The organism is Plantactinospora sp. B5E13, assembly GCF_039871775.1.
In the GTDB taxonomy this organism is placed as follows: domain Bacteria; phylum Actinomycetota; class Actinomycetes; order Mycobacteriales; family Micromonosporaceae; genus Plantactinospora.
The window spans coordinates 23,926-37,821 of the sequence record NZ_JBDPLT010000034.1; the positions used below are offsets into that span (position 1 = coordinate 23,926).

Consider the following 13,896-nt stretch of genomic DNA (forward strand, 5'->3'; position numbering starts at 1 on the left):
GCCAGTTCGGCGTTGCGTCTGGCCGTGGTCGACCGGACGCGCGGCAGCTCGCCCGTCGGCGCGGGCGTGGCTACCGATCCAGGCGGGGCGGTCACGATGAATCCCTCGGGTCGTCGGAGCTGACGCTCACTCGATCGACCGGCACTCCGCCGGGTCGCTGGCCGGCGGAAGCGGGTCGGACGGTGGGGCGTCGGGCGAGTCCGCCGGGGTGGCGGAGGCCTGCACGGATCGGCCGGGGGTGGGGGTGGGGGTACCGGCCCGCGGCGAGGACGGGGCGGAGGCACTCGGGGTGGCGGTGGCGGTGGCGCCCGGCGCGACGGAGGCGGAAACGCCCGGCGCGGGGGTCGACGGGCAGATCGGCTTCAGGTTGGGGTTGTTCGGGTCCTCGTTGGTCAGCTCGGCGAGCCGCCGCTCGGCGTCGGGCGCGTCCTTGGCCACGATGCCCTGCCGGACCTGCTCCTGCGCGGCGACGGTCAGGTCGTCGAGTTCGGTGGAGCTGAGCTGGTGCACGGTGTTGAGCTCGAGGCCGGCGATCCGTCCCTGTACGCCCTGGAAGACCGCGAGCTGGCCGTCGTCGGTGGCGCCGACGTAGTACTGCCGCTGGGTGTAGGTCCAGCCGCCCCAGAGGCCGCCGCCCACCACCGCGAGCAGAGCGACCACCAGCAACGCGGTCCGCAACGGCCGTCGGCGGGGCCGGTTGTTCTCCTCGTCGCCGTCGTCGGTGTTGTCGGTCTCGGTCTGCTCCGGGCTCGGCGGGCGGGGCGGGGAGAGCGCCGAGGCGCGGGCGGCCGGGGTGGAACTGTCGGCCGAGGTCGCCATGCCCCGGTCCCGGGACGCCGCACCGCCGACGATCGGTGCCGCCTCCAGGATGTCCTGGTCACTCGCGTCGGCGATGATCACCGTGATGTTGTCCGGTCCGCCGCCGCGCAGGGCGAGCTGGACCAGCCGCTCGACGCAGTGCTGCGGGTCGGGGTACTCCCGCAGGGTGTCCCCGATCGTCTCGGCGCTGACCACCCCGGAGAGACCGTCGCTGCAGATCAGGTAACGGTCACCGGGCAGCACCTGGCGTACGGAGTACTCGGGGTCGATGTCCCGGCCGTCCAGGGCCCGGGTGAGCAGCGAGCGCTGGGGGTGGCTGCTCGCCTCCTCCAGGCTGATCCGGCCCTCGTCGACCAGCATCTGGACGTACGTGTCGTCCTTGGTGATCTGGTTGAACTCGCCGTTGCGGAGCAGGTAGGCGCGCGAGTCGCCGATGTGCACCATGCCGATCTTGCTGCCCGAGAAGAGCAGGGCGGTCAGCGTGGTGCCCATCCCCTCCAGGTGTGGATTGGCGTCCACGGTGTCGCGCAACTGTTGGTTGGCGGTGTCCACGGCCGAACGCAACGCGTCGACGAGGGCGTCACCTGGGACGTCCTCGTCGAGCGGCGCCATGGCACCGATGACGATGTTGCTGGCGACGTCACCGGCGGCCATCCCGCCCATACCGTCGGCGACGGCGAGAAGCCGTGGCCCGGCATAGACGGAATCCTGGTTGCCGTCTCGGATCAGCCCACGGTCGCTGTGCGCCGCATAACGCAGGGTCAGAGTCATGGCCGTAATTCGAGTGAAGTGCGGCCGATCCGGATCGGCACGCCGAGGGGGACGGGGGTAGGTCCGGTGACCTTAGCGCGATCGAGGTAGGTCCCGTTAGTCGAACCGAGATCTTCGACGTACCACTGCCCGGCCCGGGGCACGAGTCGGGCGTGCCGCGCCGAGGCGTAGTCGTCGGTGATCACCAGGGTCGAGTCCTCCGCCCGGCCGATGGTGATCTGGGCTTCGCCGAGGGTTATCCGGGTGCCGGCCAGCTGGCCCCCGGTGACGACCAGCTGATGCGCCGCCCGGCCCCGCTTGACCTTCGCCGGCTTGTTCTGCCCCAGCGCGGCCCCCACCCCGCGCGGCGCGGCGACGAGGCGGCTGGAGCGCGCTCCGGCGAAGAGGTCTCGACGGATCACGCCGACCACGGTGAACACGAAGATCCACAGCAGGACGATGAACCCGATTCTGGCGACGGTCAGGACGAATGGGGGCAAGGTTTCAACCGTCCACGCGGAACGTCAGGGTGGTCGTACCGAGCTGGATCATGTCTCCGGGGTTGAGCGCGACGGCCGAGATCCGCTGGCCGTTCACCATCGTCCCGTTGGTGGAGCCGAGGTCGGTGAGGACCACCTGGGCACCGTCGAAGTCGAGCCGCGCGTGCCGACGGGAGATCCCGACGTCGGGCAGCCGGAGGTTGGCCTGGTCGCCCCGGCCGATCACGGTGGAACCCATCTGCAGCGGATAGGTCCGGCCGTCGCCGGAGACCAGTCGGATGTTGCGGCCACCCTGCCCGTGCCCGGGCGGCGGGCCGTAGCCGCCACCCTGGTCGTACGGGGGGTAGGCGGGCTGGCCGGGCGCGTCGTACGGGGACTGGTGCACCGGCGCCACGTCACCGCCGGTGTAGACCTCGGCGGTGACCCGGAACATGCCGGTGTCCAGGCCGTCGCCGCGCTCGATCTCGACGATGACGTCGCCGTAGACCGTCCACGCCTGCTCGCCGATGAACTCCGCCTGCGACTGCGCCAGCTCCTGGGCGAGCGCGGCGGCGTACGGCGCCAACCGGCTGTGGTCGTACGGGGAGAGATCGATCACGTAGCGGTTCGGCACGAGGGTGCGCCCGCCAGCGAGGATCGCCTTGTGCGCCTCGGCCTCCCGCTGCATCGCGTTGAGGATCTCGACGGGGTGCACGACCCCTTTGAACACCTTTGCGAAGGCCCCCTCGACCAGGCCCTCCAGACGCTTCTCAAAGCGTTGCAGCACGCTCACCGGCTCCTCCTCGGGTTCCGAGGACATGATGGTATCCGGCCGCCGCACGTACAGCTCGTACGCCGCTCGGCCGCCTGCAGCCGGCCTCTCCTCAGGGGCCGGGTCTGGTCGTGCTACTCTTCCATCCGCCGCGAGCGGTAACGCCCGTGGCGGCAACAGGGACAGCGTAGTATGTCCCGGCACATGCCGAAGAGTGGGCTCCGGACAGATCGTTACCGTCCTGTGGCGCGCTCGAGGTGGAGCCGGTTTGGTTCGAAGCCCGTCCAGGGCTTAGGGTCTTCAGGGCTCACGCCTCGCAAGGGGAAGTGGCGGAATGGCAGACGCGCACGGTTCAGGTCCGTGTGCCCGAAAGGGCGTGGGGGTTCAACTCCCCCCTTCCCCACCGCTGAAGGGGCTCCGTGGTATCACGGAGCCCCTTCGTCATATCGGGGCAAAGCCGGCACCGCGCTATGCTCCGGTGGTTTCCGACCCTCAGAGCAGGAGTGGCATGTGAGTGTCGCGTTGGTGACCGGATCCGGAGGCCTGATCGGATCCGAGGCGGTCCGGCACTTCGCCGGACTCGGTCTGGACGTGGTCGGTATCGACAACGACATGCGCCGACAGTTCTTCGGTGCCGAGGCGTCGACCGCCTGGAACGTGCTACGGCTCACCAGTGACCTCGGTGACGCGTACACCCATCACGACGCCGACATCCGCGACCGGGACGCGCTGGCGGCGATCTTCAGGCGGTACGGCCGCGACATCGCCGTGGTGGTGCACACCGCCGCGCAGCCGTCGCACGACTGGGCGGTGCGTGACCCGTACACCGACTTCGACGTGAACGCCGGCGGCACGCTGAACGTCCTGCAGAACGTCCGCGAGCACTGCGTCGACACCCCGGTCATCCACTGCTCGACCAACAAGGTCTACGGCGACCGGCCGAACAGCCTGCCGCTGGTCGAGCAGGAGACCCGGTGGGAACTCGCCGCCGACCACCCGTACTTCGACGGGATCAAGGAGGACATGTCGATCGACGCCACCCTGCACTCGGTCTTCGGCGCCTCCAAGGTCGCCGCCGACGTGATGGTGCAGGAGTACGGGCGCTACTTCGACATGAAGACCGCCTGCTTCCGGGGCGGCACGCTGACCGGTCCGGCGCACTCCGCCACCGAACTGCACGGCTTCCTCGGCTACGTGATGCGGGCCAACATGGAACGCCGGACGTACAAGATCTTCGGTTACCGGGGCAAGCAGGTCCGGGACGCCATCCACAGCCACGACGTGGTCGCCGCCTTCGAGGCGTTCTTCCGCAACCCGCGTTCGGCGGCGGTCTACAACCTCGGCGGCGGTCGGCACTCCAACACCTCCATGCGGGAGGCGTTCACGCTGGCCGAGCGGATCACCGGGCAGGAGATGGTCACCGAGTACGTCGAGGCGAACCGGGTCGGCGACCACCAGTGGTGGATCGGCTCGAACGCCGCCTTCCAGGCCGACTACCCGGACTGGAAGCAGGTGTACGACGTACCGATGATCCTGCAGGAGATCTACGAGGCGAACGTCGACAAGTGGGTGCCGCAGGCTGGGGAGCGGTCGTGATCTCTCGGGGTAAGCGCAACATCCTCGGTGTCCTCGTCGACGCGATCGACTACGAGGCGGCGACCGAGCAGGTGGTGACCGCCGGCCGGGAGCGTCGCCCGCTGGCGCTGACCGCGCTGGCCGTGCACGGGGTGATGACCGGGGTGCTGGATCCGGCGCACAACGCCCGGCTCAACGCCTTCGACGTGGTCACCCCGGACGGGCAGCCGGTCCGCTGGGCACTGAACCTGCTGCACCGCGCCGCGCTGGCCGAGCGGGTCTACGGCCCGGACCTGACGCTGAGCGTGCTGGCCCGGTTCGCCGACGAGGGTCTGCCGGTCTACCTGTACGGCTCGACCGACGCCACGCTCGCCCGGCTGGTGCCGGAGCTGGAGCGGATGTTCCCGGCGCTGAAGATCGCCGGGGTGGAGGCATCGAAGTTCCGCCCGGTGCAGCCCGGTGAGGACGCGGAGATCGCCGACCGGATCCGCGCCTCCGGGGCCCGGCTGGTCCTGGTCGGGCTCGGCTGCCCGCGCCAGGAGGTCTTCACGTACGCCATGCGGCCGCTGCTCGACATGCCGCTGATGGCGGTCGGCGCCGCCTTCGACTACCACGCCGGCCTGCTCCGTAAGCCGCCGCCGTGGATGCAGCGGGTCGGCCTGGAGTGGCTGTGGCGGTTCGGTCTGGAGCCGAAGCGGCTCTTCCACCGCTACATGGTGCTCAACCCGGCGTACGTCGGGCGGCTGACCGCGCAGAAGCTCGGCTGGTGGAAGGCGACCCCGCCGCCCCCCGCGACCGAGCGTCCGGCCAGCTTCGCGGTCTGACCCGCGCCGCGCGGCCCACACCTGATCCATCGTCGGGACCCCTCGGGTACGTACCCGGGGGGTCCCGACGTTTTCCGGCCTGCCCTCACCCGCCCCTGTCGTTTGGGCAAGCGCTTTCCTATGCTGGTCCGATGATGAGGATCGACCAGGAGCTGACCCCCGCCGCCCTGCTACCCAGGATCGGCCGGCTGTGGGAGGTCTCCGCGCAGAAGATCGACTCGATCGAGCAGAGCTGCCCGCCCGGCTCGCCGTCGCCGGTGTTCACCGTCGAGGGCCGGTACACCGCGCGCGGCTGGACCGAGTGGACCCAGGGCTTCCAGTACGGCTCGGCGCTCCTGCAGTACGACGCCACCGGTGAGCAGCGGTTCCTCGACCTCGGTCGGGACCGGACCGTGGCGGTGATGGCCAGCCACGTCAGCCACATCGGGGTGCACGACCACGGCTTCAACAACGTCAGCACGTACGGCAACCTGTGGCGGCTGATGCGCGAGGGGCGGATCCCCACCAACCGGGCCGAGCGGGACTTCTACGAGTTGGCGCTCAAGGTGAGCGGCGCGGTCCAGGCCAGCCGCTGGCGCACCACCTCGGACGGGACCGGCTACATCTACTCGTTCAACGGTCCACAGTCGCTCTTCGTCGACACCATCCGGTCCTGCCGGGCGCTCGCCGTGGCACACCAGCTCGGCCACGTCCTGATGGGTGAACGGGACGAGCGGATCTCACTGCTCGGCCGGCTCGTCGAGCACGCCACCAACACCGCCCGGTGGAACGTCTTCTACGGCGACGGGCGGGACAGCTACGACGTACCCGGGCGGACCGCCCACGAGTCGATCTTCAACGTGAACGACGGCAGCTACCGGTGCCCGAGCACCCAGCAGGGCTACTCCCCGTTCAGCACCTGGACCCGGGGACTCGCCTGGGCCATGCTCGGCTTCCCCGAGCAGCTGGAGTTCGTCGCCACCCTCGCCGACGAGGAACTGGAGCCGTACGGCGGGCGGGCCGCGGTCGAGGCGACGCTGCTCCGGGCCGCCACCGCCACCTGCGACTTCTACCTGGCGCACAGCCCGACCGACGGAATCCCGTACTGGGACACCGGCGCGCCGGGGCTGGCCCGGCTCGGCGACCACCTAGACCGCCCGGCCGACCCGTACAACCCGGAGGAGCCGGTGGACTCGTCGGCGGCGGCGATCGGAGCGCAGGGGCTGCTCCGACTCGGTCGCCACCTGACCGGGCTCGGCCGAACCGAGGAGGGGGCACGATACCGGCAGGCCGGACTCACCGTCGCCGGCACCCTCTTCGACGAGCCCTACCTCAGCACCGACCCCGGACACCAGGGACTGATCCTGCACTCGGTCTACCACCGCCCGAACGGCTGGGACCACGTACCCGCCGGGCAGCGGGTGCCGAACGGCGAGTCCAGCATGTGGGGTGACTACCACGCCCGGGAGCTGGCGCTCTACCTGCAGCGGGTGGCCCGGGACGAGCCGTACCTGACGTTCTTCGGCGCGACCGAGCCGACCCTCGCCGCCGCCGGGACCCCGGCGTGACCCGGTCGGACGGGCCGCGGACCGGTCCGACCGGGCGACCGGCGGCGGTCGTCACCGGCGGCTCCCGCGGCATCGGTCGCGGCATCGTGCTGGCCCTGGCCGGAGCCGGGTACGACGTGGTGGTCAACTACGCCAGCAACGCGGAGGCGGCGGCCGAGGTCGGCAAGGAGGTCGAGGCGCTCGGCGGCCGGGCTCACCTGGTCCGGGCCGACGTCTCCGTCGAGGCCGACCGCCAGCACCTGATCGACGAGGCGACCGCCGCGTTCGGCCGACTCGACCTGCTGGTGAGCAATGCCGGGGTGGCGCCGAACGTCCGGGCCGACCTGCTGGAGGCCGGCGAGGAGTCGTTCGACCGGCTGGTCGGGATCAACCTGAAGGGGCCGTACTTCCTGATCCAGCTCGCCGCGAAGACGATGATCTCGCAGCAGGCGGCCGGCCGGGTCGACCGACCGAAGATCGTCATCATCTCGTCGATCAGCGCCTACACCGCCAGCGTCAACCGGGGCGACTACTGCGTGGCGAAGGCGGGGCTGGCGATGACCGCGCAGCTCTACGCCGCCCGGCTGGCCGAGCACGGCATCAACGTGTACGAGATCCGGCCCGGCATCATCGAAACCGACATGACCGGCCCGGTCAAGGCCCGGTACGACGACCTCATCCTCCACCAGGGCCTGACCCCGATCCGGCGCTGGGGCCAGCCGGACGACGTCGGCCGGGCCGTGGTGGCGGTCGCCACCGACCTGCTGCCGTTCAGCACCGGTCAGGTGATCGACGTGGACGGCGGGTTCCACCTGCGCACCCTGTGACCGCGCCCGAAGGGGCCCCCTGCGGAGAACGATCGCAGGGGGCCCCGTCCCGCGCTCAGAGCGTCAGGCTCCAGGAGTTGAGGTAGCCGGTGTCGCCGGAGTAGACGTCCCGGACCCGCAGTTGCCAGGTGCCGTTCGCCGCCTCCGAGGAGAGGTTGCCGGTGTACGTGGTGTTGATGTTGTCGGTGCCGTCGATGATGCTGCTGTTCTTCACCCGGTAGACGGTGCCGTCCGGGGCGACCAGGTCAAGGACGATGTCACCCCGGTAGGTGTGCACGATGTTCACGCCCACCTGCGACGTCGACGAGGCGTTCCGGTTGCAGCCGGCGATGGTGATGCTGCTGCTCACCGTGGCGCCGGTGTCCGGGATCGACACGTCGGTGCCGTTGCTGCCCGAGCAGCCGCCCCCGGTCCCGGTCACGGTCAGGCTGAAGGTCGCCGTCCGGGTCGCCGAGGCGCCGGTGCCGGTCACCGTCACCGGATAGGTGCCGGACGGGGTGCTCGCCGAGGTGGCGATGGTGAGCGTCGACGAGCCGCCCGAGGTGACCGTGCTCGGGCTGAACGTGGCGGTGGCGCCGGACGGCAGACCGCTCGCCGACAGGCTCACCGACTGGGCCGAGCCGGCGGTGGTCGCCGTCGACACGGTCGCCGTGACCGATCCGCCCGGCGCGGTCGACCCGGAGGTCGGGGAGACCGAGACCGAGAAGTCGTTGGTCGGCGGCGGGGTGCCGTCGTTGACGACGTACAGCAGCCGGTTCGGGGTGCCGGTGCCGACGTTGCTGACCACGTCCGGGGTGGCGTTGTTGACCAGGTAGTCCCGGACCTGCTGCGGGCTCCAGGTCGGGTTCGCCGACAGCACCAGGGCGGCGGCGCCGGCGACGTGCGGTGACGCCATCGACGTACCGCTGATGGTGTTGGTGGCGGTGTTGCTGGTGTACCAGGCGGAGGTGATGCCGACCCCCGGCGCCAGGATGTCGACGCAGGTGCCGAAGTTGGAGAAGCTCGCCGCCGCGTCGTTGTTCTGGGTCGCGCCGACGGTGATCGCGTTCGGCACCCGGGCCGGCGAGTAGTTGCAGGCGTTCTGGCGTACCCCGAGGGCGTTGCCGTTGCCGGCCGCGACCACGTAGGTGATGCCCGCGTTGATCGAGTTGTTCACCGCGGTGTCGATCGCCGTGTTGGCGCCGCCGCCGAGGCTCATGTTCGCCACCGCCGGGCGCACCGCGTTCGCGGTGACCCAGTCGATGCCGCCGACGACCTGGGCGTTCGTGCCGCTGCCGGAGCAGTTGAGCACGCGTACGCCGTAGATGCGGGCGCCCTTCGCGACCCCGTACGACGTACCGGCGACGGTGCCGGCGACGTGCGTGCCGTGGCCGTTGCAGTCGTCGGCCGACCCGCCGTCGACCGCGTCGTACCCGCTGACCGCCCGACCACCGAAGTCGTTGTGGTTGAAGTTGATCCCGGTGTCGATGACGTACGTGTTCACGTTGCTGGCCGTGGTCGGGTACGTGTACGAGCTGTTCAGCGGCAGGTTCCGCTGGTCGATCCGGTCCAGGCCCCAGGACGGCGGGTTCGGCTGGGTGGCCATGGTGTGCACGGTGTGGTTCTGTTCGACGTACGCCACGCTCGGGTCGGCCGCGATCCGGGCCGCCGCCTTCGCGGAGGCGCTGATCTCGAAGCCGCGCAGTGCGGCGGAGTAGGTGCGCGCCACCGCGCCACCGTGCTTGCCGGCCAGGCCCTTGGCCGCCGTCGCGACGTTGCTCCGGCTGACCGAACTGTCCTTGAAGACCACGATGTAGCTGTCCGGAACGGCGGTGGCCCCGCCCGCGCTGCGGATGGGTCCCTCCGGTTCGGCCGCCACGGCCGGGGTGGCCACCATGGCGAGCATGGCCAGGGTTGTGACTCCGACGACAACGGACCTACGCGGGAGATTCATCTCCCTCCTCCCTCCGATCGGCACGAACCGTCCACCCGCTCGTGGTGGGGGATCAGCGGGCCGATCGTGCTGAGGTTAAGCGGCCGGGACGGATAGCGGCAGATGTCGAATCTTCTATATCTCCGAAGGGATGACCCCTACGGGTGAGACCGAAAAATCCTGGATTCCGACGCCGTCTTCTCCGGGTGACGGCCGGGACGGACCCGGATTCGCCCGGCGACGAAACGGGCAAGCATCAATACCATGGACACCGACCTCGCCATCCTGCTCGCGATCGCCGCCGTCTGGCTGGCCGCCGGGTTCGTCGCCGACGGGCTGCCGGGCTTGCGGACCGCGCGGGCGCTGCGTCGGCGCGCCGGGCTGCTCTTCGGGCTCGCCGCGCTCGGCCTCGCCGGGCTCGGCGGCGTGCTGCTGGCCGGCCTGGTCGAGTCCGGGCCGACGTTGGTCGACCGGACCGCCGCCGGGCTCGCGCTGCCGCTCGGTTCCGCCGGCTTCGTCGCCCTGTTGACGGTACGGCGGATACGTCGGCTCCGGCTCCGCGCCGGCGCCTTCGCCGCCGCACCCCGGACCCCGGCCCCGCCGCGGCTACGGGCCGCGGCCGCTCATCCGATGGTCGTGTTGCCGGTGCAGGTCACCGGGCTGGTGATGGTGCCGGTCCTGGTCGACGCCACCGGTCTGGTGCCGTTGACCGGCCCGGGCAAACTCGGCGTGGTGCTCACCGTCGCGGTGCTCGCGGTCGGCACGATCGGCGTCCGGCACGCGCTGCGGCACAGCAGCCTGGCGGAGCGCGCGGTCACCCGCCGCTCACCCTCATCGGGTACGCGAGTCCTGCACGTATAGCAGTTCGAGGATCGCCCGGGCCGCCTCGAACCACCGGTCGAGCCAGACCGAGCCGGGGATCGTCCCCTTCGGTGGCAGTTCCAACAACAGGCCACGGAGCAGCGGGTGGTCCACCAGCGGCTCGGAGCGGGGCAGGTCGGGCCAGCCCGCCGGGGGGAAGACCGGCTCGGTCAGCCCGCCCATGTCCAGCGACGGCAGGGTCGGCCCCCGGTCCGTCGTGGCGCTGCCGGCCAGTTCCGGCGGCACTTCGGGTGGCCGCTCGGCGGCGGTCGCCTCGACCGGGCCGAGATCGGCGCCGGCCGACGACTCCTCGACCGTGGTACCGCCGTCCCGGCGCGCACCCCGGTACTTGCCGACGAACCGGTCCGACTTGCCCGAACCGTTGCCCAGATTTTCCGACCCGATCGCCATCTGTCTCGCCTGCCTCGCTCGGTCGCGAACCCCTCGGCGGGCCGCGGTCGCGGACCCTCCGGCGGGTTGGCCCGGCCCCCGCCGCACCCACTGGTACAACGACCCGGGCCGGCGCTGGCGACGGCGGGACCAGGGATTATCCCAGGTGGAGGGGGTGTCGGTGGGTGGAGACGGAGAGCGCGGCCACCCGGCAACTGATCGCTGCCCGGTGACCGCGCCGCTGTTGGCCGCCGGCCGTGGTGGCCGTCAGGCCAGGTCGAACTCGCCGTCCCTGGCACCGCCGAGGAAGGCGTCCCACTCGTCCGGCGTGAAGATCAGGGCAGGGCCGGTCGGGTTCTTCGAGTCACGAACCGCGATCGCGCCACCCGCGAAGGCCACCTCGACGCAGTTGTCGCAGCTCGGTCCACTACGCGAACTCTTGAACCAGGCTGCCCCGCTCAGGTCGACGCGGTACCCCTTTGTCTCCACTTCCACAATGGCTCCTCTGCCATCTTCGCGATCAGAGCTACGGACTCCTCCGGGCGCATTGCCGCTGCTCGGATGTGGTCGAAGATGAAAATGTATGTCTGTAGTTCATCCCGCTTCTCCAGAAACAACCCGCCCGTGGCGTTTTCGGCGTACACCACGTCCGGATCGCCCGGTTCAGGAAAGCCGAGGATGGCGAAAGTGCCGTCCATGCCGGCATGCGCGCCGGCGTCGAACGGCAGGACCTGGAGCGTGACGTTCGGTAGGTCAGCGGCTTCCACCAGCCGCTCCAACTGGGCCCGCATGACCGCGTCGCCGCCCACCGGTCGGCTGATCACCGCCTCATCAAGCACCACCCAGAGTTCGATCGGATCGTCCTGGCTCAGTAACGACTGACGACCCAACCGGACACGGACCCGCTGTTCGACTTCTTCCGGAGTGAAGTCCGGACGGGCGGAGCGGATCATCGCCTTCGCGTAGTCCTCGGTCTGCAGCAGCCCGGGCACGGTCTGCTGCTCGTACGCCCGGACGGAGCCGGCGGCGGCCTCGAGCCCGACGTACGCCCCGGCCAGCACCGGGCTGTAGGGATGCCACCAGCCCTTCTGCCGGGCCTCCCGGGCGATCTGGATCAGTTCCTCGCACTCGGCACCGGTCACGCCGTAGATGCCGAGCATGTCCCGGACGTCGCGGACGGTGGCGGTGGTGTGGCCGGTCTCGATCCGGGAGACCTTGGAGGCGGAGCATTCCAGGATGTCGGCGACGCCCTCGATGGTCACCCCCGCCTTCTCCCGGCGTTGGCGGAGTTCGGCCCCGAGACGGCGGCGGCGAATGGTCGGGCTCCGGCGCTCGGTCACCGGGTCACCTCCGAGTTGATCATTATGGGGCGAGTGATCATGACAAGATCCGGATTTCGTGCCGCGTGGACGGCCACGGAAATCAGGCCATTGGCGGGGGACTTCGCGGCGGTCAGAGTCCCGATCGGCGGCAGCGGGCCGAAACCGGGTCCAGTCTGCCGCTTCGACGCAAGGGGCAGCAAGCGCCGTACGGACCACTATCGCCGTCATGCCGCAAAGGGCAAAGTGCAACTTGCATTGATCATGTTCTTGATGCACCCTGTGCGTATGGCTCGGGCTACGCAGCGTTCCCGTCCGGTCAGGCGATCCAATGCTCCCCCATTCTCGCCTGCCCGGGACGGCGGCCGTGCCAGCGGTACGGCGAGAAGCCCCGCTCCGGGGTAAGAGCCCCCGCCGCTGTATGCCAGGGCCGCTACGGCGGCTGGCGCGTCCCGGAGTCGACAGGTGTCGGTCGGGGTGGCGTGACGGGCTCGACCCACACGTCACCTCGGCCGACATCCCAGTTCCGCACCGCCCGCCCGTACGCACACCGCGTCGCCGACCACCTCCAGACCCCCGCCCGCCTCTCTCGCCGGTCCGCGTGCCGGCCAGACGGACAGGAGCTGATGTTGCTTCTTCCCCGCTCCGGTGATGTGCTCCACGTGACGCGTACGGCGAGCGTCCAGTTCGCCGATCCCATCTACTTCCGGGTGATCCGGGTACACGACTGGCCCACGTACCACGGCTGGGTCTGGCTCGACGGCTACGAGCTCAACTCCAGCGGCGACGCGGTGGAGCGACGCTCGATATTCGTGCAGCCCAACGGGCTGCGAACGCTGCACACCAACCCGGTACGCCGCAACCACCTGCCGGTGCAGCGACCGATACGGACCAACTCCACGGCAGTCGGCCAGCGGGTCCGGGTCGGCTGACCCAGCGCCGGTGTCACGGACCCGACAGCTGCGGTCCCGACACCGTCCGGCCTGACCGGACGCGCCGCTCGTCAGCCGTTCGGCGTGGGGTTGGGTGATGCGGTGGGTGCGCCGCCCGTGGTCGCCGGCGGGGTCGACGGGGCCGGCTCGGCGATGACAAGTACCACCACGTCGCCCGGGGTCAGCTCGGCGCCCTCCTCCGGTTCCGTCGCCAGCACGGTTCCGGCCGGCTCGTCGGAGGCCTCGAACCGGAGTTCGGGGACCAGCCCCAACTGCTCCAGCAGCCCGGTCGCCGCCGACTCCGACAACCCGACCAGCGGCGGGACCGCGACCGCCGCCGGGGTGGTGCCCGGAGTGGTCGGGACGGCGCTCGTCGGGGCCGCGGAGGTCGATGCCGACGTGACCGCCGAGGCGGCGCCGGACGGGGTGGCCGGCGGCGGGGCGGGCGTGCCACGCCGTACCGAGTCGGCGATCACCCACCCGGCGACGAGCAGCACCGCCAACAGGACCAGGCCGATCACCGCCACCAGGATCGGCATCCACCAGCGGCGGCCGTCCTGCTCCTCGGCGTACGCCCAGTCCGTCGGCACCTGCGTGCCGGGGTCGTACGCCGGTCGGACCGGCACCTCGGCCCGGCCGGCCCAGGTCGGCTCCCGAACCGGTGCGGGCCGGGGGATCTCCGCCGGGCCCGGCGGGATCACCTGGGTCTCCGACGGGCCGGGAGGGACCGCCCGGGGCTCCGCCGGACCCGGTGGGATCGGTCGGGTCTCCGCCGCGCCGCCCGCCGCGTCCGGCCCGTTGTCGTCCGGCCCGTTGTCGTCCGGCCCGTTGTCGTCCGGCTCCGGAGTGCCCCGGAACCTCTGCGGGTCGTCGGCCATGGCACGTCCTCTCGGCGCCGATGCGAGCGGGG

14 protein-coding genes and 1 tRNA gene are annotated in these 13,896 nt (G+C 70.9%); 7 read left to right on the top strand and 8 right to left on the bottom strand.

Features of this window, described 5'->3' with window-relative positions; translation table 11 throughout:
• Window positions 1–126 precede the first annotated feature (126 nt).
• Genes ABGB05_RS25470 through ABGB05_RS25480 form a run of 3 tightly spaced genes read right to left on the bottom strand, consistent with a single transcriptional unit; the run spans window position 127 to window position 2,868 of the window.
• Complete coding sequence (locus ABGB05_RS25470) at window positions 127–1,590, bottom strand: protein phosphatase 2C domain-containing protein (RefSeq protein ID WP_347656119.1); 1,464 nt, start codon at window positions 1,588–1,590, stop codon at window positions 127–129.
• Window positions 1,587–2,069: an FHA domain-containing protein gene (locus ABGB05_RS25475; RefSeq protein ID WP_347656121.1), complete on the bottom strand. Its 483-nt coding sequence runs from the start codon at window positions 2,067–2,069 to the stop codon at window positions 1,587–1,589. Before ABGB05_RS25475 ends, ABGB05_RS25470 begins: the two co-directional genes overlap by 4 nt.
• Before the next feature lie 4 nt (window positions 2,070–2,073).
• Window positions 2,074–2,868: a DUF3662 and FHA domain-containing protein gene (locus ABGB05_RS25480; RefSeq protein ID WP_347656122.1), complete on the bottom strand. Its 795-nt coding sequence runs from the start codon at window positions 2,866–2,868 to the stop codon at window positions 2,074–2,076.
• A gap of 272 nt (window positions 2,869–3,140) precedes the next feature.
• Between ABGB05_RS25480 and ABGB05_RS25485 the strand changes: the two genes are divergently transcribed.
• From ABGB05_RS25485 to ABGB05_RS25505, 5 genes are all read left to right on the top strand, one after another.
• Window positions 3,141–3,223: transfer RNA gene (locus ABGB05_RS25485), tRNA-Leu, on the top strand.
• Window positions 3,224–3,330: 107 nt separating this feature from the next.
• On the top strand, window positions 3,331–4,416 hold the full coding sequence (locus ABGB05_RS25490; protein ID WP_347656124.1) for an NAD-dependent epimerase/dehydratase family protein: 1,086 nt from the start codon (window positions 3,331–3,333) through the stop codon (window positions 4,414–4,416).
• Window positions 4,413–5,219, top strand: coding sequence for a WecB/TagA/CpsF family glycosyltransferase (locus ABGB05_RS25495; RefSeq protein WP_347656125.1), 807 nt, complete (start codon window positions 4,413–4,415; stop codon window positions 5,217–5,219). The genes ABGB05_RS25490 and ABGB05_RS25495 overlap by 4 nt, the downstream gene beginning before the upstream one ends.
• A gap of 131 nt (window positions 5,220–5,350) precedes the next feature.
• Complete coding sequence (locus tag ABGB05_RS25500) at window positions 5,351–6,766, top strand: hypothetical protein (protein ID WP_347656127.1); 1,416 nt, start codon at window positions 5,351–5,353, stop codon at window positions 6,764–6,766.
• Window positions 6,763–7,572 carry a 3-ketoacyl-ACP reductase gene (locus ABGB05_RS25505; protein ID WP_347656129.1) on the top strand — a complete coding sequence of 270 codons (810 nt, stop codon included), beginning with the start codon at window positions 6,763–6,765 and terminating at the stop codon, window positions 7,570–7,572. Before ABGB05_RS25500 ends, ABGB05_RS25505 begins: the two co-directional genes overlap by 4 nt.
• Window positions 7,573–7,627: 55 nt before the next feature.
• Here the strand turns inward: ABGB05_RS25505 and ABGB05_RS25510 are convergent, their stop codons facing one another.
• Window positions 7,628–9,505: a S8 family serine peptidase gene (locus tag ABGB05_RS25510; protein WP_347656130.1), complete on the bottom strand. Its 1,878-nt coding sequence runs from the start codon at window positions 9,503–9,505 to the stop codon at window positions 7,628–7,630.
• Between the two features lie 243 nt (window positions 9,506–9,748).
• Here ABGB05_RS25510 and ABGB05_RS25515 point away from each other — a divergent pair, with 243 nt between their 5' ends.
• Entirely contained in the window at window positions 9,749–10,345 is a 597-nt protein-coding gene (locus ABGB05_RS25515; protein ID WP_347656132.1) for a hypothetical protein, read from the top strand.
• Here the strand turns inward: ABGB05_RS25515 and ABGB05_RS25520 are convergent.
• The 3 genes from ABGB05_RS25520 to ABGB05_RS25530 all read right to left on the bottom strand — a co-directional run bounded on the left by ABGB05_RS25520 (window position 10,316) and on the right by ABGB05_RS25530 (window position 12,075).
• On the bottom strand, window positions 10,316–10,756 hold the full coding sequence (locus tag ABGB05_RS25520) for a hypothetical protein (RefSeq protein ID WP_347656134.1): 441 nt from the start codon (window positions 10,754–10,756) through the stop codon (window positions 10,316–10,318). The two genes, ABGB05_RS25515 and ABGB05_RS25520, sit on opposite strands and share 30 nt — an antisense overlap.
• Before the next feature lie 246 nt (window positions 10,757–11,002).
• Window positions 11,003–11,224 (bottom strand): DUF397 domain-containing protein, encoded by a 222-nt coding sequence (locus ABGB05_RS25525; RefSeq protein ID WP_331213822.1) that lies wholly within the window; start codon window positions 11,222–11,224, stop codon window positions 11,003–11,005.
• On the bottom strand, window positions 11,194–12,075 hold the full coding sequence (locus tag ABGB05_RS25530; protein WP_347656206.1) for a helix-turn-helix transcriptional regulator: 882 nt from the start codon (window positions 12,073–12,075) through the stop codon (window positions 11,194–11,196). The genes ABGB05_RS25525 and ABGB05_RS25530 overlap by 31 nt, the downstream gene beginning before the upstream one ends.
• A gap of 605 nt (window positions 12,076–12,680) precedes the next feature.
• On the opposite strand from ABGB05_RS25530, the gene ABGB05_RS25535 reads away from it, so the two are divergent.
• Window positions 12,681–12,986: a hypothetical protein gene (locus ABGB05_RS25535; RefSeq protein ID WP_347656135.1), complete on the top strand. Its 306-nt coding sequence runs from the start codon at window positions 12,681–12,683 to the stop codon at window positions 12,984–12,986.
• Between the two features lie 71 nt (window positions 12,987–13,057).
• On the opposite strand, the gene ABGB05_RS25540 is transcribed toward ABGB05_RS25535, so the two are convergent.
• Entirely contained in the window at window positions 13,058–13,864 is an 807-nt protein-coding gene (locus ABGB05_RS25540; RefSeq protein WP_347656136.1) for a PASTA domain-containing protein, read from the bottom strand.
• Window positions 13,865–13,896: the final 32 nt, after the last annotated feature.

What these genes read in the sequence shown, in the direction of transcription:
- ABGB05_RS25470 (WP_347656119.1), bottom strand. Translation starts at nt 1,590, where the DNA reads ATGACTCTGACCCTGCGTTATGCGGCGCACAGCGACCGTGGGCTGATC.
- ABGB05_RS25480 (WP_347656122.1), bottom strand. Translation starts at nt 2,868, where the DNA reads ATGTCCTCGGAACCCGAGGAGGAGCCGGTGAGCGTGCTGCAACGCTTT.
- ABGB05_RS25500 (WP_347656127.1), top strand. Translation starts at nt 5,351, where the DNA reads ATGATGAGGATCGACCAGGAGCTGACCCCCGCCGCCCTGCTACCCAGG.
- ABGB05_RS25510 (WP_347656130.1), bottom strand. Translation starts at nt 9,505, where the DNA reads ATGAATCTCCCGCGTAGGTCCGTTGTCGTCGGAGTCACAACCCTGGCC.
- ABGB05_RS25515 (WP_347656132.1), top strand. Translation starts at nt 9,749, where the DNA reads ATGGACACCGACCTCGCCATCCTGCTCGCGATCGCCGCCGTCTGGCTG.
- ABGB05_RS25520 (WP_347656134.1), bottom strand. Translation starts at nt 10,756, where the DNA reads ATGGCGATCGGGTCGGAAAATCTGGGCAACGGTTCGGGCAAGTCGGAC.
- ABGB05_RS25535 (WP_347656135.1), top strand. Translation starts at nt 12,681, where the DNA reads ATGTTGCTTCTTCCCCGCTCCGGTGATGTGCTCCACGTGACGCGTACG.
- ABGB05_RS25540 (WP_347656136.1), bottom strand. Translation starts at nt 13,864, where the DNA reads ATGGCCGACGACCCGCAGAGGTTCCGGGGCACTCCGGAGCCGGACGAC.